The organism is Halalkalibacter akibai JCM 9157, assembly GCF_000513135.1.
Classification (GTDB): Bacteria; Bacillota; Bacilli; order Bacillales; family Bacillaceae_D; genus Halalkalibacter; species Halalkalibacter akibai.
This window is the reverse complement of sequence record NZ_BAUV01000007.1, coordinates 34,480-52,499: the sequence shown is the minus strand read 5'-3', so window position 1 is coordinate 52,499 and position 18,020 is coordinate 34,480. Positions and strand designations below refer to the sequence as shown.

16 protein-coding genes are annotated in these 18,020 nt (G+C 36.2%); 5 read left to right on the top strand and 11 right to left on the bottom strand.

The window, feature by feature from the left end; genetic code table 11:
• The first annotated feature begins 19 nt into the window (after window positions 1–19).
• Window positions 20–1,246 (top strand): MFS transporter, encoded by a 1,227-nt coding sequence (locus JCM9157_RS06210; protein ID WP_035663115.1) that lies wholly within the window; start codon window positions 20–22, stop codon window positions 1,244–1,246.
• Window positions 1,247–1,298: 52 nt separating this feature from the next.
• On the opposite strand, the gene JCM9157_RS06205 is transcribed toward JCM9157_RS06210, so the two are convergent.
• The 3 genes from JCM9157_RS06205 to zwf all read right to left on the bottom strand — a co-directional run bounded on the left by JCM9157_RS06205 (window position 1,299) and on the right by zwf (window position 3,983).
• The gene (locus JCM9157_RS06205) at window positions 1,299–1,499 is read right to left on the bottom strand and encodes an alpha/beta-type small acid-soluble spore protein (RefSeq protein WP_035663114.1); all 201 of its coding nucleotides are present in this window, start codon (window positions 1,497–1,499) and stop codon (window positions 1,299–1,301) included.
• A gap of 67 nt (window positions 1,500–1,566) precedes the next feature.
• Window positions 1,567–2,433 (bottom strand): 5'-3' exonuclease, encoded by an 867-nt coding sequence (locus JCM9157_RS06200; RefSeq protein ID WP_035663112.1) that lies wholly within the window; start codon window positions 2,431–2,433, stop codon window positions 1,567–1,569.
• Window positions 2,434–2,498: 65 nt separating this feature from the next.
• Window positions 2,499–3,983 carry a glucose-6-phosphate dehydrogenase gene (gene zwf / locus JCM9157_RS06195; protein ID WP_035663111.1) on the bottom strand — a complete coding sequence of 495 codons (1,485 nt, stop codon included), beginning with the start codon at window positions 3,981–3,983 and terminating at the stop codon, window positions 2,499–2,501.
• A gap of 786 nt (window positions 3,984–4,769) precedes the next feature.
• Here zwf and JCM9157_RS06190 point away from each other — a divergent pair.
• Window positions 4,770–6,209: an LVIVD repeat-containing protein gene (locus tag JCM9157_RS06190; protein WP_035663109.1), complete on the top strand. Its 1,440-nt coding sequence runs from the start codon at window positions 4,770–4,772 to the stop codon at window positions 6,207–6,209.
• Between the two features lie 60 nt (window positions 6,210–6,269).
• Here JCM9157_RS06190 and JCM9157_RS06185 read toward each other — a convergent pair whose 3' ends face one another.
• The gene (locus tag JCM9157_RS06185; RefSeq protein ID WP_035663108.1) at window positions 6,270–6,974 is read right to left on the bottom strand and encodes a class I SAM-dependent methyltransferase; all 705 of its coding nucleotides are present in this window, start codon (window positions 6,972–6,974) and stop codon (window positions 6,270–6,272) included.
• A 168-nt stretch (window positions 6,975–7,142) separates the two neighbouring features.
• Here JCM9157_RS06185 and JCM9157_RS06180 point away from each other — a divergent pair, with 168 nt between their 5' ends.
• Window positions 7,143–7,403 carry a hypothetical protein gene (locus JCM9157_RS06180; protein WP_035663107.1) on the top strand — a complete coding sequence of 87 codons (261 nt, stop codon included), beginning with the start codon at window positions 7,143–7,145 and terminating at the stop codon, window positions 7,401–7,403.
• A gap of 75 nt (window positions 7,404–7,478) precedes the next feature.
• Here JCM9157_RS06180 and JCM9157_RS23860 read toward each other — a convergent pair whose 3' ends face one another.
• Complete coding sequence (locus tag JCM9157_RS23860) at window positions 7,479–7,622, bottom strand: YjcZ family sporulation protein (protein WP_081734071.1); 144 nt, start codon at window positions 7,620–7,622, stop codon at window positions 7,479–7,481.
• A gap of 198 nt (window positions 7,623–7,820) precedes the next feature.
• Between JCM9157_RS23860 and JCM9157_RS06175 the strand changes: the two genes are divergently transcribed.
• Window positions 7,821–8,096, top strand: a complete 276-nt coding sequence (locus JCM9157_RS06175) for a Clp protease/crotonase-like domain-containing protein (protein WP_035663105.1) — start codon at window positions 7,821–7,823, stop codon at window positions 8,094–8,096.
• A 35-nt stretch (window positions 8,097–8,131) separates the two neighbouring features.
• Here the strand turns inward: JCM9157_RS06175 and JCM9157_RS06170 are convergent, their stop codons facing one another.
• The 3 genes from JCM9157_RS06170 to helD all read right to left on the bottom strand — a co-directional run bounded on the left by JCM9157_RS06170 (window position 8,132) and on the right by helD (window position 12,080).
• Window positions 8,132–8,827 (bottom strand): MgtC/SapB family protein, encoded by a 696-nt coding sequence (locus JCM9157_RS06170; RefSeq protein ID WP_035663104.1) that lies wholly within the window; start codon window positions 8,825–8,827, stop codon window positions 8,132–8,134.
• A 129-nt stretch (window positions 8,828–8,956) separates the two neighbouring features.
• On the bottom strand, window positions 8,957–9,592 hold the full coding sequence (locus JCM9157_RS06165) for a CAP domain-containing protein (protein ID WP_035663103.1): 636 nt from the start codon (window positions 9,590–9,592) through the stop codon (window positions 8,957–8,959).
• A gap of 169 nt (window positions 9,593–9,761) precedes the next feature.
• On the bottom strand, window positions 9,762–12,080 hold the full coding sequence (helD, locus tag JCM9157_RS06160; RefSeq protein ID WP_035663101.1) for an RNA polymerase recycling motor HelD: 2,319 nt from the start codon (window positions 12,078–12,080) through the stop codon (window positions 9,762–9,764).
• 152 nt (window positions 12,081–12,232) lie between these two features.
• On the opposite strand from helD, the gene JCM9157_RS06155 reads away from it, so the two are divergent.
• Complete coding sequence (locus tag JCM9157_RS06155) at window positions 12,233–12,496, top strand: DUF2524 family protein (RefSeq protein WP_035663099.1); 264 nt, start codon at window positions 12,233–12,235, stop codon at window positions 12,494–12,496.
• A 60-nt stretch (window positions 12,497–12,556) separates the two neighbouring features.
• Here the strand turns inward: JCM9157_RS06155 and JCM9157_RS25885 are convergent, their stop codons facing one another.
• The 3 genes from JCM9157_RS25885 to JCM9157_RS06140 all read right to left on the bottom strand — a co-directional run bounded on the left by JCM9157_RS25885 (window position 12,557) and on the right by JCM9157_RS06140 (window position 17,728).
• Window positions 12,557–14,836 (bottom strand): M14 family zinc carboxypeptidase, encoded by a 2,280-nt coding sequence (locus JCM9157_RS25885; RefSeq protein ID WP_052012977.1) that lies wholly within the window; start codon window positions 14,834–14,836, stop codon window positions 12,557–12,559.
• 356 nt (window positions 14,837–15,192) lie between these two features.
• Window positions 15,193–17,352: a heavy metal translocating P-type ATPase gene (locus JCM9157_RS06145; RefSeq protein WP_035663097.1), complete on the bottom strand. Its 2,160-nt coding sequence runs from the start codon at window positions 17,350–17,352 to the stop codon at window positions 15,193–15,195.
• Window positions 17,330–17,728, bottom strand: a complete 399-nt coding sequence (locus tag JCM9157_RS06140; RefSeq protein WP_035663095.1) for an ArsR/SmtB family transcription factor — start codon at window positions 17,726–17,728, stop codon at window positions 17,330–17,332. Before JCM9157_RS06140 ends, JCM9157_RS06145 begins: the two co-directional genes overlap by 23 nt.
• Window positions 17,729–18,020: the final 292 nt, after the last annotated feature.

Sequence of the window (18,020 nt, the reverse complement as noted above, 5' to 3'; positions counted from 1 at the left end):
TACAGAAAGAAGGTTCTGCATGCAAACCCAACAAGTACGACACGTTGAAGAATCTGTTCAACAAACCGCTTACCCGATTTTATATATTATTGGATTGGTTCATTTACTAAATGATGCAATACAATCACTAGTTCCTGCCATGTTCCCTATTTTAGAACAATCAATGGGACTTACTTTCACGCAATTAGGATTGATAGCATTCACCTTAAATCTTACATCCTCCTTAATACAACCAGTTGTCGGCGCCTATACCGATAAAAAGCCTAGTCCATATGCTCTTCCTTTTGGCTTGTGCTTTACCTTTTTGGGAGTTTTAGGGATTGCTTTTGCTCCTTCGTTTATATTTGTAGTCATTTCCGTTTTATTTATTGGTTTAGGTTCAGCGGTTTTTCATCCTGAAGGGTCTCGTGTTGCTTATATGGCAGCTGGAGGACGACGAGGTTTAGCTCAATCCATTTATCAAGTAGGTGGAAATGCTGGGCAAGCTCTGGCTCCTTTGATTACAGCGCTAATTCTTGTTCCGTTTGGACAGTTTGGTTCAATCTGGTTCACGCTCGTAGCAGCAGTAGCGATAGGTCTGTTAATTTATATAGCTCGATGGTACACAATACAAATCTCCATCAACACTTTTGCCCCATCAAATAAAAAAAAGAAAAAACAATCTAAGAACATCCATCGAACAGTTGTTTATGCCATTTGTTTGCTTGTCTTCTTAGTTTTTGCTAGATCATGGTTCCATGCAGGAATGACAAGCTTTTATAGCTTTTATGTCATTAACCAATACGAAGTGACGATTGCTCAAGCACAAATATATTTATTTATTTTCTTAGCAGCAGGTGCATTAGGTACATTTGCAGGTGGGCCATTGGCCGACCGATACGGGAAAAAGAACATTATCATGTTATCAATGTTAGGTTCTGCGCCATTAACATTATTGCTTCCCCATGTTGGTCCAATACTTGCCTACCCCCTCGTTTTTATTATTGGATTTATTATCTTATCAAGCTTTTCCGTTTCTGTTGTCTACGCTCAAGAACTTGTGCCAGGGCGAATTGGAATGGTATCTGGTTTAATTGTGGGGTTAGCTTTTGGGATGGGTGCTGTTGGTTCTGTAGCCTTGGGGATAATGGCAGATAGTTTTGGCTTAACTAAGACGATTCTCTTCACTTTCTCTTTACCATTACTTGGAATATTAACGTTTTTTTTACCTTCAGATCAATGGATTGAGGAAAACAACGCAACTTAAAAACAACTTGAACTTCTTTTAAGAAGTTCAAGCTGTTTTTTACAGTTACATGTTATTGAAGTTGTGATCCACCAAGCTGTTGTTCAGCTTGTTGAACTAATCGCTTAGTGATTTCGCCACCAACAGAGCCGTTAGCACGTGCTGTTGCATCGGCACCAAGATGAACACCAAACTCTTGTGCAATCTCATACTTCATTTGATCAAGTGCTTGTTCAACTCCTGGTACTAGAAGGTTGTTATTGCTGTTTGCCATTCTCTTTCACCTCGCTTTTTTATTTTCAATAACTATTATGTGATGTTACTCTTAAAATATACAAAAATTATTTAAGAATGTTATCTAAGTTTCTAAGTTCTAATTCTTTAAATTTGGCAAGCATTCTCTCTTGATTAATATTAAGGATAGCATCCTCTAACGAACAACAAACATCGACTTCACAATGAATAGCTGCTAGTTTTCTACTTAAATGTAGCATTTCAAGATCACTCTCTATTTTCTGTCGCTGACCTTTTGTTAACACCGGGAGATTATCTAAAATGCCCTCAATGGTTTCATGAGTTTGCAGTAAGCGCAAAGCTGTTTTTTCCCCAATCCCTTTAACTCCTGGATAATTATCACTCGTATCACCCATTAATGCTTTTAAGTCGACCATCTGCTTAGGACGGATTCCTTTTTCTTCAAAGAATACACTTTCATCGTATATTGCATAATTTCCATAACCCTTTTTTAAAAGAGCTACCGTAACATTCTTATCTAATAACTGAAGAATATCCTGATCGCCTGTTAAAATCATTACTTCCGATTCTAGACTAAGCTCCTTCGTTAAAGTGCCTATACAATCATCTGCTTCATATCCAGCAAGACCTATATTCGGAATATTAAGTTCGTCAACGACTTCTTTTACAAGATCAAATTGCGGGATTAGTTCTACTGGTGGTTCCCCTCTATTCGCCTTATAATCAGAGAATATTTCATTTCTGTAAGTTACACTTCCCATATCCCAACAGCAAATGACATGTGTTGGTTGATGCGTATTAACAGCCGTAAATAAATGCTTCACAAATCCGTGTATAGCATTGGTTGGTACACCTTTACTATTAACCATATAATATCCACTCATAGCCGTTGCAAAAAAAGCTCGAAACAATAATGCCATCCCGTCGACAATTAATATTTTATTTTTCTCCATTGTGCATATCCCCTTACAAAAAGACATGTGAGGTTTCACATGTCTCAATCGTATTGTTTATCCATTTAGTGACGCGTAATGATTGGCCACCAATGAAATCCATCTGCCTCTAGCAAATCGTCTGCTTCTTTTGGACCCATTGTACCAGCTTCATATTTAGCCACAGGAACCTCTCTACTCTCCCAAGCCTTTGAAATAGCGTCAATAAACGTCCAAGATAAGTCTACTTCATCCCAGTGAGCAAAATTAGTTGCGTCACCTTGGATACAATCATATATTAAACGCTCATAAGCCTCTGGTGTGTTGGACGTATCAACACAATCATGGCAATAATCTAATTCTACAGGTGTTGTTTCACCAGATGTTCCAACTTTTTTGCCATTTAAATGAAGAGTAATTCCTTCATCTGGTTGAATTGAAATAATCAGTAAATTGGAATTCATTTTTGCATTTTCACTATAATATAAATTCATTGGTCTTTCCTTGAACTGGATCACTATCTTTGTGGACTTCTCCTTTAATCGTTTACCTGTTCGAATGTAAAAAGGAACACCTGCCCAACGATGATTATCAATTAACAACTTACCTGCTACGTAAGTCTCCGTAATCGACTCAGGATCTACATTCTTCTCTTCACGATAACCAATGACTGAATCATTGCCTATTAAACCTGATTCATACTGACCTCTTACAAAATAAGAAGGTGCTTGCTCAGGTGTAAAATCTCTTAGAGCACGAAGAACTTTTATTTTCTCGCTTCTAATTTCATCTGTCGTCAATCTAATTGGTGGTTCCATCGCTAACAATGAAACCATTTGTAACATATGATTCTGAACCATATCTCTTAGAGCACCTGACGTTTCATAATACCCGCCTCGATCCTCAACTCCAAGCGTTTCACTTGAGGTTATTTGAATGTTAGATATGTATTGGTTATTCCATAACGGCTCAAATATTGCATTCGCGAACCTTATGACTTCGATGTTTTGAACCATATCTTTTCCGAGATAGTGATCAATACGGTAGATCTCATCCTCAGAAAAAGCTTCTCGAATTTCATTATTTAATTTCTCGGCTGACGGTAAATCTCGTCCAAAAGGTTTTTCAATAATCAATCTCGTCCAACCATTAGTCTCTGTTACCCTCTCGGTCTTCAAGTTCAAAGCAATTGTACCAAAATACTCTGGAGACATAGCCATATAAAAAATTCGATTTCCAGGAATGTTATAATCATTCTCCAATTGACCTAATAATGAATCTAGATCACGATAAGATTCTTTGTTGGTAACATCAAATGGCAAGTAATGAAAATGAGAACAAAATTTATCAACAAGTGCAGCTTCTTCACCAGATGGTAATGAGTTGGCAACTGCTTCACGAAGAACTTCATTTGTCCAATCTCTTCTAGCTACGCCTACAACAGTAAATTCTTCAGATAATTTACCATTTTTAAATAATTTAAAGATGGACGGGAATAACTTTCTTTTGGCTAAATCCCCCGTTACACCAAAAATAACTAAAGAAGTTTTAGGATTTTCTAGGTTTTTCATTATATTTCCGGCCTCTCTTTACTTATAATTCCTTGTTTTCGTTATTATTAAAAAGTAACCTAATCTAATCATAGAAGTCAACATTCAATTCTTATCTTACTTTAAAGTTATTTTCTCTCGGTTTCAAGTTTCTTGCTTAATTCTTTAAAGAGTTATTTCGTTAAGAAATAAAGCTACTATCATAAAAACACTAATTAAATGGAAAGAAATTCCCTCTGTACTATACTAAAATATTTAAAACATCACTTTAAACTTATTTAACCTAACTACTGTTAAGATGTTTAAAGCAGAGAGAATATACCTAGTTATTTCGGAAATTAATAAGTAATAAGTATTACTTTTTCGATTGCTTAATTAATTCCTTTATACAATTATCACAATTTTTAGACAAAAAACAAGATAAATTTTAATTTCTTGAAAATAATGAGTGAAAATCCTTATTGGATAAGTCTTTTGGATGATTTTTTTGGTCATCATCCTTCTTATTTACTAAAGTCTGATAAAATTAGTGTTCCTAAATAAATTGTGTATCCTTCTATATGAAAACACTTCAAATAACCTAGCATAAGACTCTTACAACAAGGGTTTAAGACCCGTTTACAGAAAGATTTTCTTACAATAAAACCAAAATATCCCGTTAACTACAAGTTTTTTTTATATCAAAATAGGTATTATTACTGAGAAAGCATAAGTCGATATTATTTTAGTATAACGACCTCTATAGGCAAAATTCTCACTTCATTTTATACTTCTCTTGTAACCAAATTAAATATTGGAGGGGTTTTTTTGAAGAAGAAAAATTTTCTAGTGACAACTGCTTTAATTGGTACAATTACACTTGGCGGACTTGCGCCAGCTTATGCACATGATGCCCTTGAGCACGATGTATCAAAAGGAGAAAGACAAGTTTATACTGATTTACAAGTTCAGAATTTAAGCGCGAGTTTATCGGGATCAAAGAATGTTGGTAATTTTAAAGAAGCTGCTGCGGTGCAACTTAGTTTAAAAAATGGTATTCAAAATAACACTGCAGATGTATATGCTCATAAAGGATATGCATACTTAGGGACTCATACGGCTAACGGCGCCAATGGTGGGGTTCGTGTATTTGATCTAAAAGATCCTTCAAACCCAGTAGAAGTAGCTACGTTCGCAGATGATATCCCTCAAACATGGCAAGAAAAAGTAATCGTTAAATCTGTAAACACTCCGCACTTTAAAGGCGATTTAGCTGCAGTGAGTGTTCAACAAACTTCTAGAAATAATGTGAATCGTCCTAATAGTAAAGGTGGCATGTTGCTATATGATGTTACCGATCCTACAAATCCAATAAAATTAGGGTTTTATGACTTACCTCGTACTATTACAGGTACTCATGAATTATACTTAACAACTCAAGGAAATCGCGCTCTTGTGCTTTTATCAAATCCTTATGCTGATTATTACACGCACGGAGTCGAAAAGGATTTCCAGATTATTGATGTAACGAATCCTGCAGAACCTAAGAAATTATGGCAATGGGATCCACGTGATCTTCCTGAAGTGGCTAGTGACTTCAATGGTTACCACTGGGCTGCTCCAGATGGAAAAACAAGACCTGCCTTCAATCACAGTGTTATTACAGACAACAATGCTCAACATGCCTATGTATCTATGTGGGACTTAGGAACAGTCATCTTTGATATTAAAGATCCAGAAAATCCTGTGTTTCTTGGTCGTACAGAATATAGAGACAATCAAAAGGGCTCTGCTCACTCGGCTGCACTAGCAAAAGGTGGTACTGTGTTAATTGAAACTCGTGAAGTTTCTAATCCAGTAGGTGCAGGTTATGAAAGTGCTTACGGTTATACACGTATCTTTGATATTAAAGATAAAACTAATCCAAAATTATTAAGCGAATTTACCACTGATTTAACGTATGATATCCCTCCTACTTCAGCTGGTAGAACCACTTTCGCAAAAACAGTACATGATCCTAAAGTTCACGGAAACACTCTTTATCTATCTTATTACTCGGGTGGGGTTGTAATGGTTGATATTACGGATCCAAGTAACCCAGAGCAAATTGGTCAATACACTCCTGAAAACGCTGATGTTTGGGGCGTCTTTGTAGATCGCAATTACGTATTAGCTTCCGATATGGGACAAGGTCTTAAAGTATTAACAAGAGGAAATAACGGAAATGGAATCGGAAACAGTAATGGCAATGCTGCTGAAAAAAAATAACTAACTAGCAAAGGTTTACTTAGTCCTAGGATTAAGTAAACCTTCTTCATAGTGATTATGTTATTTTCTAGAAAATAACACAACATTCCCCATTCTTCCCTTGAATTCTTCTAAGAGACTATCATGCTCATCTAGAATATCAAATAGCTCAAGGTCCATATTAGGGCTAAGTTCTAATTCATTAACTTTATCATTGTCAGTTAAACTAACTTGGCATTTTTCTATCTGTTTAAACCCTGCTTCTACCAGTAATTGTTTCCATTCTTGCTCATTGAAACAGCCGGTCAGTTGATAAAATTGTTTTATTTTCGCCACTTCTTCTTGAGATAACACGTCCAATAACGTCATTTCATTTATAATTAAAGTTCCATTTTTTTTCAAAACTCGAAAACATTCTACCAGTGCTTTTCGAGCCTCTACGAAAGAAAGAACCGATTCTACTAAAATCAGATCAAACCTATTTTGCTCAAAAGGCATGTTTTCAATTGAACCAGCAACTAACTGAATTGTTGGTGACTCTTTTTCAAATCGCTCTTTTGCTTTCTTTAACATGATAGGATGTTTTTCTAGTGCACAAACTTTAAAATGGTGTTGATTAGATAAGTAGCAAGCCGTTTCTCCCGTTCCACACCCTACATCAAGAACCGCTGCCCCTTTTTTTAAGTTTGTTTTTTGCATGATATATTTTGTTGCCTCCATACCACCAGGATGTGCACCTCTCACTCCAAATTCCGCCAAGAAATCGATATAACTATATTTTTTCATTGATTCACTCCCACTTCTGTCTTCTCTACTATTCTATGTAGATGTTTTAAACAGGTTCTTCCAAGACAAATGCTGATTTTGCTTCGGAATTAGGCCTATTCACAAACAAATATCGGTTCTTAAAATAGTATAAAAGTGAACGTTTATTAACGAAGGGAGAGAGATGTCTTGTCTTATTACGATCTTTGTTGTCGCTATCGTGGAAAAGTTGTAACAATTTCTTGTCTTGATGGGAAGAGATATACAGGAACAATTACACATGTTACAGATACTCATGTTTACTTGCAACCAACTGGAACTAGTCAATTCGGCGGTTTCGGCTACGGTTGGGGCTGGGGCTGGGGTCGCCCTGGCTTTGGATTAGGGTTCCCAATTGCTTTAGCTGCAATTGGTGGTTTAGCCTTAGGCTCTGCTTTATGGTGGATCTAAAGGATTAAGGAGCAACTGTTATCTAATTGCAATATAACAAGCAGCACGTCAAATTAACGACGTGCTGCTTGTAACTTAATAACCGTATCCATAGCCATACGTTGGTGCATAATCTGCACCATACCCAGTTCCAGCCCAACTTGCACCAACAATAACTAATAAAATAAATAAAACAACAATTAATGGAAATCCACCTGAGTACCCTGTTACGGTTGTCATTTATAACACTCCTTTTTTTCTTAGTGAAACTGCCCTTCACACTTGTTAGCCTATGCAATACGTTTAAATATGTTTGGGCACCTCCCCACTATCCCAAAAGGTTTTCTTTTCATTTTAGAAGGAGAAAGGGAACGATACAATCAAATAAATAGCTATAGACATAACCAAAACTATTTGACATGAAAGGATGAAAATACGATGTCAGAAGATCAAGAGCTAAGAGAACTTGAACTCAAAATTAAAGAGTTAGAATCTAAAATTGAGACTTTAAAGATGGCGAATGAGCAACACCTAAAACAAAATGAAGTCCAGATACTGATTGATCAAATTTTAAACGAAAAAGAATTCGCGTTAGAACAAGAAGTAGAAAGCAAATTGAGTAAACAACAACTTCAGTTAATAAAATGGTCTGTTGGAACAGGAATTAGCGTAGTGGCGGTATGCATTAGTATTATTCGAATTTTTGTCATGTAATTTGATGACAAAAAAGATGCACCCTTAGATGCATCTCACAATGACTCAATTTCCACACTCTCAATGTAATCCATTTTTTTTAAGTTATAATAAATATCTGTTGTGTACGTTTTTTCATCGACTAAAATGATTAAATCCATTTGCCTTATTGTTGTATCTTTTAAATCCTTTACTCTTACTTTTTTCGCCTTCATGTTCTGACTTTTCATATCTTTTAAGATCTCGGTTAACTGATCTCCTGCATGTACGGTAATTTTAACTTTTAATTCCTTTTCTCGAAGAGCTTTGGGTCCAATAAATTTAAATAAGAACGGTAAAAATTCGACGCTGATTAAAAGTAAAACAGTCGCTACTATTGCTTCAATCCAAAATCCAGCCCCACATGCAATGCCAATCCCACCAGCACCCCAAATCATTGCTGCCGTTGTAAGCCCAGAAATCATATCATTGTTTCTTCTTAATATAACGCCTGCTCCTAAAAAACCTATACCAGAAACGATTTGCGCTGCAAGACGAAGCGGATCCATTGGTTTCGTATAGGCAATTGCGTAATGTTCTGCCGCAATTATAGATACATGGGTGAGCAAACAGCTCATTATACCAATGACTAAACACGTTTTTAAACCTAGTGGTTTTCTTTTTAATTCCCTTTCTAGACCAATAATAATACAGAGAAATGTAGCAATCGTAAGTTTAAATAAAAAACTGTTCGGTTCAATTTCAATAAACATTTGACGCCTCCAATTTTTATCTAATTCTCCGTTTAATCACTATTTCCCTCTTTTTAAAGCAATTATCTTCTTAAATCAATCTTCATTCAAAAAAAAGTCCCACTCTATTCTGAGCGGGACTTAATGTGGTTATCTAGCTTGAATAAACATTTGTACCCAAGCTCCATGGTAAAAACCAACACCAATTGTGTCATATTCCGGTTTAAGAATATTCGCTCTGTGACCAGGAGAATTCATCCAGTCTCTCATGACTTGTTCAGGAGTTGTTTGTCCTTTGGCGATATTCTCGCCTGCAGTCCGGTAACTAATTCCAAACGTTCTTAACATGTCAAACGGCGACCCATAGTTCGGACTGTTATGAGCAAAGTAATTTGCATTAATTAAGTCCTGTGCCTTCTTATGAGCAACATTTTTCACATCAGCTCTGTGTTGAAGTGGATTTAAACCACGCTGACGTCTTTCTTGATTGACTAGTGCAACTACTTGGTCTTCAAAAGCACTATGATGAGAAGCTTCTGGCTTCAATCTGATTACTTCACCGACATGCATATTCGTCGGAACAACATCGGGATTTAAACGCATTAGCTCCTGATAATCAAGGCCATAGCGCTTAGCAATAAACCAAAAAGAATCTCCTCTAGATACTTTGTAATGAGAGAATGGCGGCTCTTTGAACATTTGAATAGCGGCATCCGCACTCGGTTGAACAGAGAAAATTGACATCATTAGAACGACAGCGACTAAAATTCCATGTACACGTTTCATTATTTACCTCCAAATATTGTTTAGTTTCAAGGTTATTTTCTCTTTCTTTATAAAAACGATACACAAAATTTTAAAGTTCTCAAAAAGAAGGCTATTTGAAACTCAACAAAAAAGGATGTCTTAAAAGATTCTTCATCTTTTAAGACATCCATGGGTAGAATCAAGAATTCTAACCTTGAAAATGATACGTTTCTCTTTTAACACTAGTCAACAACGGGCTTAATTTATCCCTGTACAACAAATCTAACGAGTGCATGGCTCTAGTACAAACGGTATACAAAAGCTTTGGTTCACTATTTTGATTATAGATAGTCTCTGACACGTTGAACACGATAACGGCATCAAATTCTACCCCTTTTGCTAGATATGAAGGAATAATGACAATTCCTGATTCATAACCAGTAGAGTTCTTTGTAATTAAGCGAACATCCACTTTGTTTTGAATCTGCTTATATAACAGTTCGCTTTCTCTAGCTGTTTTACAAATGACGGCAATGGTTTTATGCTTCTTGCTAATGTCATTAATTCGATTAAGAAGCAACTGGTTTAAATCTTGCTCATTCTTTGCCTTTATAATGGTTGGCTTGTCACCACTCCGATTAAAAGGATCAATTTCCGCATCAAGAATATGTTTAGCAAAATCAATAATTTGCCTTGTTGAACGGTAACTTTGCGTCAATGTATTTTTCTGAATATTTTGTGGTTCAAACAATGATTCTAATGCAGTAAAGCTACTTCTTTTAGAATGAACGTATATGGATTGATTAAAGTCTCCAAGTACCGACCATTTTGCTCGCGGAAACATATTTTTAATAAAGGCAAATTGAAAAGGAGAATAATCCTGTGCCTCATCAATAAAAACATGTTTAATCGTTGTATTCACATGAAATCCTTCTAATTTACCTTTTAAATAAAGATATGGAGTTGCATCTTCATAAAGGAAATGTCCTTGTTGAATTTGATCAATAGTCATAAAGCAAATTTCTGGCCAAAGAACATTATTAAACACTTCATTAGTCTTTGTTTGAAATAATTTCAAATAAATAGCCTTCACATCTAGGAAAGAATAATTTTCAATCGTTTTTCTAACGATTTTTAATTTTCGCTTGATGACAAGTGATTGTAACAGTTCCTGTTCGCGATCAAATTCATAGAAATCATCAGAGTCTTTCTGTTTCTCTTTTTCAACTTTTTGATGAACTTTTAATAGTGTTTCACTGTCTAATAGTTCAACTTCTTGTTCAACCCACTCTTCATACTTTTCTTTTAACTCGAACTCTCTTACTTCTCTTAGTAATCGTTCGACTAACATGTTCATCCGATTAGGAATAGAAATGTCAGCATCTAATTCGTAAAAATATTGATAAATCGTTTCTTTCTGAAACAAGATACGACCTCTAAAAGTAATGTCATTAAACATCAAACCTTCTTGTTCTAGTGAGGAAATAAACTGATCAAGATAGACAATCCACTCGAGTGATGACTTCACTTTTATTGATTCTATACGAGCCGCATAAGCGGGATCTTCCTTTGAAGTTAGAACGTACTCCATTTGACTAAATGGATCTTCTAACGTCCATTTTTCTCCTAAACGATGTTCTAAATAATCTTGAAATGTCGTTTGTTGCATATTCTCTTCACCAAGCTCAGGTAAAACCGTAGAAATGTAACTGTTAAACAAAGGATTTGGAGAAAACAAAACAATTTCATCGGCCAAAAGTGTATCCCTATAGCGATACAATAAATAAGCAATTCTTTGCAAGGCAGCTGAAGTCTTCCCACTTCCTGCGACTCCTTGTACGATGAGTAGTCGTCCTTTTTCATTTCGAATAATTTGATTTTGTTCTTTTTGTATGGTCGCAACAATGCTCTTCATTTGTGAGTCAGAAGCGTTACCAAGTACTTCTTGAAGAAGTTCATCACCAATTGTAATTCCTGTGTGAAACAAATGTTTAATTTCTCCATTTCGAATAATAAATTGCTTTTTCAATGTAATTTCACCAGAAATTAAACCAGAAGGTGTGGCATAACTTCCTTGACCGGGACCGTAATCATAATACAAACTTGAAATCGGAGCACGCCAGTCATATACGTAAAAATCAATTCCTTCTTGATCAACAAAAGAGGCGGTTCCTATATAAATAGATTCGGTTTGACTTTCACCAGATTCCACAAAATCTATTCGACCAAAATAAGGTGAATTCTTTAATTTATGTAGATTTTTTAATTGTCTTACATCATGACGATGACTTCTTTCTCGTTCAGACATCAACTCAGCTTGTTGTTTTATACTAGCAAACGTCTCTGCAGCTTCCTCTGCATTATCAAGGTTAACCGTAACATCGTCCCAGAAGTTCTTTCGAATCTCAATTACATCTCCCTTTATATTCCCGAGCTTTGCTTTTAAGGTCTTTTCTCTTATTTCTATTTCACTAACAACAAAATCAACTCTCTGTTGTTCATCTCGCCATTCTGGATGCTTACTCATTCGTCCACTCCTTCATTTATGGAATGCTTTTTACTTCTTTGTGGTATATACAGTTTTCAATAAGGATATGCATAATCCCTCTTATTAATAAGTTTTTTATGAATAAAAGCAACTGACACGCACATGATAAAAGAAAAAGGAGTCTACTATTTATGCCAACTGACGATCAAATAGAAGAATTTCTAACACGTATACAATCAACTGTTGATCAAGCTCTAACAGAATTAATTGAAGTTAAAATCATCCGTGAAAATGATCCAACCGAATTCGCATTTCTTCAAAATGAGTTATACGAGCTTGAAACGGAATTAGATTCCCTTATTCAAGATATCGGTACTAGCTCTGAACACTCTAAATTAACAGAAGCCAAAAGACGTTTAAATGAAATTCAAGAAGTTATGATCAAAGGCATATAAAGTTAAAGGGTTATCCAAGTAGTCTTTTCGACTTTCGGATAACCCTTAATCGTTATGTTTTTATGCTGCTTTTCCTTTTGAGTTAGACTGACCTACCTCAATTGGAACAACCAGCGTTTCAATCGTATCTTGATTTGTGAATTCAATAATAATTGAGTAAGTTCCAGATTGTAAACCCAGAGAACGCGGCTGAATATTTATGATATATTCACCTGCAACATCTGATCTAATCGCACTAGCTCCTTTCCCTTCCGAATAAGTAGCCACAACCTTGTCCCCATTTAACACTTTGACTTTTACGTCTTTCATTGCCTTTGTTTCACCTGTATGATCAAATGTTTCAAATTTAAATGGAATCGTGGCGTTTGGATTCCAGCTCTCTTTACTAGCACTAGCACCAATTACCTTTGCGACTGGTTGTAAATGGAAGTCGATGTTATGTTTCTCACCAAACTCTTTAACCTCTACTTCCGTTGCCGCATCGTAATATCCTGCAGCCTTAGCAGTGATCAAATAAGGTGGTGTGTCGTAATCAGGTTGTTCACTCGGTAAAACATTCCAAACAAAAGAACCATCTGTGTCTAATGTTACATGTTGCGATTCTGTTACAGACTGTCCTGATCTGACTCCTGTTTGAGGAACAAAGAAGTCCAAATCAAGTTCTAGAGTAGCTTTCACTTCTTCACCTGTTGTTTTATCTACTACTTGACCTTCTAATGTACTTGCGTGTTCTGCCGCTTTTTCAATATTGTATAGAAACGGGGGTAGACTCATTTCCCATAGTTGTTTGTAACTATCTCTAGGCGTGTTACTCACTTGTAATGATGCAGTAACTTCTTCACCTGCATTTAATTTATTCACAAGACTAACGCCATCTGCTCTTGTAATCCCTACTACTGGAATTGGAACTCCTGAACTTGATAACGTACCAGAAACCGTTCCAGTTGTGTTATTGTAAATAATCACTCCTGAAGCCCCTGCTGCAGCTGCATTGAGTGCTTTGTCTCTAAACGAAATATCGCCTCGCTCAATCAAAGCAATATTACCTGCTACTTCTGCAGGAAAATCTGCCGCACTCAGGCCTTTACCTGCATGAATAATTTTCCCACTAGTACCTGTATAATCAACAGAAAAAGTGAAAGTATTAAAGTCAAATTCACCATGTCCACCTGCATCAATAACAGTAGAGCGGTACCCTTCATATGGTGGGATGAATTCTTTTCCATATTCATACGTAAATGCGATCCCACGCATGGCTCCATAAATCCAATCCACTGTATCGCCATGAGTAGCGTATAATTGCATCGCAGGCTGATCTGTGTAATTATTCCACTTAGCCATTTCCGCACCCATTTCTGCGATAAATTGATCACTTGCTCTCATAGGATCTGTTGTATTACCCCAAGGATATAAAATGAGCTGTCCATATGTGTGACCAGTTATAGTCGTCACAATGTTTCGATCTAAATAAAAGTCTCGAATAGCAGCAGTCTCTGGTTCACTAAATGGCGCAATCCCACGATAGGTCTCAGAACTTCCCACACCTGAGGATCCATTTCCACCCCACAAGTATGAATAATTTCGATTTGGATCGACCCCAAATGTACCATTTTCATTATTTTTTCTGTTTTTACGCCACATTCTAAAACTTTCTTGAGACCATACAAACCCATCAGGATTAACCATCGGAATAATCCACGTTCGTACATTATCGACAATGTGATCTACTTGTGTATCAGATCCATAATTATCAACCAAATACCATGCTAAATCCATTGCCAGCTCTCCTGTTGGCCATTCACGTGCATGATGACTCGCCATATGAACACTTTCAGGTTTTCCATCTTTCTGACCAGGTGTTGAACTGATTTCAATCGCATGAATTGGTCTTCCTTCAACTGATCTACCAATTTCTTCTACGCGAACAAGTTCAGGGTATTTCTCAGCAATCTCGGCTATTTCCTCATAAAATTCATCAATGTTTCGGTAATCCGTTCTTTCGGTAGATTTCAACACAGAAAAAATACTTAGAGGTTTCTCAATATCAGATTCTGCTGGTACGTTTAAATCCTCTACTAAAATATCGAAAGAATAATCGTTTGAATCTAAAAACTGTTTTTCAAAGTTTCCAAGTACAATGGTAACTTCCAAATTGACAGGATCAATATCAGCAATATCTAATCCTGCATTAATTAGTTCCTGTATGTCTGATTCACTTTCTACAGAAACAACAACAAGGGGGACTGGCTCTTGGCGGGCTGAAGCAACTTGCTGACTGACTGGTAAGAAGCTTGTTACGATTAATGTTACTGCCATCAGGTAAATAATCCATTTCTTCATCAGATCACCTCTTCTAATTTTTAAGCAAGCTTCTGGAAAACAAGTTTTTTCTAGATTCCTCCTTATCGCTAGTTTTGCAAGCGGTTAAATCAACAGTAGTTTACCATCTTGTTCCACATTCGAACATTCCTTTTACAATGTTTTCCAATAAAAGGTTAATTCTTCCTAAATCACTTTGTAATCTGGTAAGGAATTATACCTGTTTATTTTATAACAATAGTGATATATCCCCTGTTAGATTTTTTACTAACTATAGGTATAACAATCTAGAATAGCTTCACCCCTATATAATTATACTAAAATAAAAAACATTCTAAACGAAAGAAAGAGGGAGTCCATTTTTGACTCCCTCTTGTTTATTCTTTAACACGCATAAGTCGCATGCTATTTAGTGCTACTAGAAGAGTGGCCCCCATATCCGAAACGATCGCAATCCACAGTGTTAACCACCCAGGTACGACCAACATTAAGGCAATGAATTTTATAGCAATTGCAAATATGATGTTTACCTTAATGATATTAAGCGTTTTTCGGCTTAGCTTTAAGGTAAACGGGAGTTTCTTTAGATCGTCTCCCATCAAAGCAACGTCTGCTGTTTCTAATGCTGTATCAGTCCCTGCTCCTCCCATAGCAATCCCTACCGTTGAGGCTGCTAGCGCAGGAGCGTCATTTACACCGTCTCCCACCATAGCAACTTTACCGTAACTTGCCTTCAATTGTTTAATGAAATTTAATTTGTCCTCCGGCATAAGTTCTGCTTGGATACTTGATACGCCTACATATTGACCAATAGCATGTGCTGTCCCTTGATTATCACCTGTAAGCATGATCGTCTCTTTTACTCCCATTTTGTGCAGCTTTTCAATTACTAGTTTGCTAGATTCTCGTACTTCATCCGCAACGGCAACCACAGCTAAGATCTCGGTTGCAGTTCCAACTACCATTACTGTTTTGCCTTGATTTTGTAGAGATTGAATTCTTTCTTCTAACTCACTATCAATTGTTGTAAATTCTTTAAATAGGTTTGGACTACCAATAAAGTAAGTGTTTCCGTTAACTTTTCCTCTAATTCCCTTTCCAGTGATAGATGTGAAATCATCCACATGAACGTCAGAGTAACTAAGGTTCTCTGCACTAGCCTTTTTCTTAATTGCTGATGCAAGAGGGTGCTGCGAACGAGATTCTAAAACCGTAATGATTGTAAATAATTCTTTATCGTCTGTATGTGGATGAAGAACATGATAATCGGTTACAACAGGAACCCCTTTTGTTAAAGTTCCAGTTTTATCAAAGGCAATCGCCTTTAGTGAGCCTATTTCTTCTAAATAGACTCCGCCTTTTACTAATACTCCTTTTTTTGCTGCATTTCCTATTGCCGAAACTATTGAAATGGGAGTTGAGATAACTAATGCACATGGGCATCCAACAACTAAAACTGCCAACCCTTGGTACACCCATGTTTCCCAGCTCCCGTCAAAAAATAAAGGCGGTAAAACGGCAACTAAAGCTGCAACAACCATAATAATTGGCGTATAATACTTTGCAAACTTATCAATAAATGCTTGTGACGGAGCACGTTCTCCTTGTGCTTCCTCAACAAGATGTATGATTTTTGCAATGGTTGTATCTTCAACTAATTTAGTAATTTTAATTTTTAACAAACCTTCTTCATTTAACGTACCAGCAAATACTTCATCATCCAATTTCTTCTCTACTGGTACAGATTCACCAGTAATAGCTGCCTGGTTCACAGAAGAATACCCGCTAACTACTACACCATCCATCGCAATCTTCTGCCCTGGCTTTACAATCATGATATCACCAACTGTAATATCATTTACATGCACTTCTAATTCTTCACCATTTCGTTTAACCGTAGCTTTCTTTGGAGCGATATCCATTAAAGAACGTATTGAATTTCTTGCTCTATCCATTGAAAATCGTTCAAGCTCTTCGCTTATAGCAAACAGAATAACGACAACGGCCACTTCTCCCCATTCTCCTATAATGGCTCCACCAATAACCGCCACGGTCATTAACGTTTTCATATCAAACTCCAAACGTAGTAGATTAGAGAAGCCTACTTTAAAAAGAGAAAGACCACCGACTACCATAGAAGCTAAAAATAACATAGTAGTAACGATGTTTCCCTCACCATTTACAAAATACGATAGAAAACCAATCAAAAGAAACGAAGCAGAATATAGCAATGTATTGTACTTTTTATAAAACGGTCTTTTTTCAACTTGAACAGAGCTTTCAACAGATTGTTGAGATGATTCTCTCACTCTTTCAGGTACCACTTTAAGATTCTCAAAAGCCCCCGCTTTTTCTAATTCCTCTACTGAAGCAGTACCAATTACAGATAACTTAGATGCCCCAAAATTCACTTTGGCTTCTTCTACCCCAGGAAGCTTCTTAACATTTTTTTCGAATTTACCAGCACAATTAGCACAAGTGAATCCTTCGACCCGGTATACATGTCGGTTAGCTTCAGTTAATTTTTTCTCCCCCACGTTCTCTAACCTCCTTTCCGTGTTCGACCGCTGTTGTAATTAGCATTTTAACGTGATCATCATCTAAAGAATAAAAAACTAATTTCCCCTTTTTTCTACTCTTAGCAATTCCTAAGTTACGCAGATGACGCAAATGATGAGAGGTTGTAGCCATTGTTGCTTGAATAATATTAGCTACATCGCACACACATAATTCATCTTCTTGTAATAAAGCGTAGGCTATTTTAAGTCTAGTTTCATCCGATAAAGCTTTAAATATATTTGCGACAGGAGCAAGAGTCTCTTGATCTACAATTGAACTAACCCGGTTAACTTTTTCTTCGTCATAGCAGAAAATTTCACAAGTATCTGCTGAGTGTTTAACTTTTTCGCTCATAATATCCACTCCTCAATCAAAAATTCGTTTTGGTGATGCTTTCATTCTAATATTGGTTTGATTATATATTTTCATTCTAATTTCTGTTTGAATGTATGTCAACCTAATAATCAAATGATCATTTGATTAATTAATGTTTACTTGTATTATACGGACTGATTTTACTTTTTGACAGAGAGGTTACGGACACCAGGTTTCTTATTTGATAAAAAAACTTCATTTTTGCAAGGTTAGCGGACATATAAGTACTTATTGACACTTTTTTTTAAAAATTTCACTTCTTTTATACTGA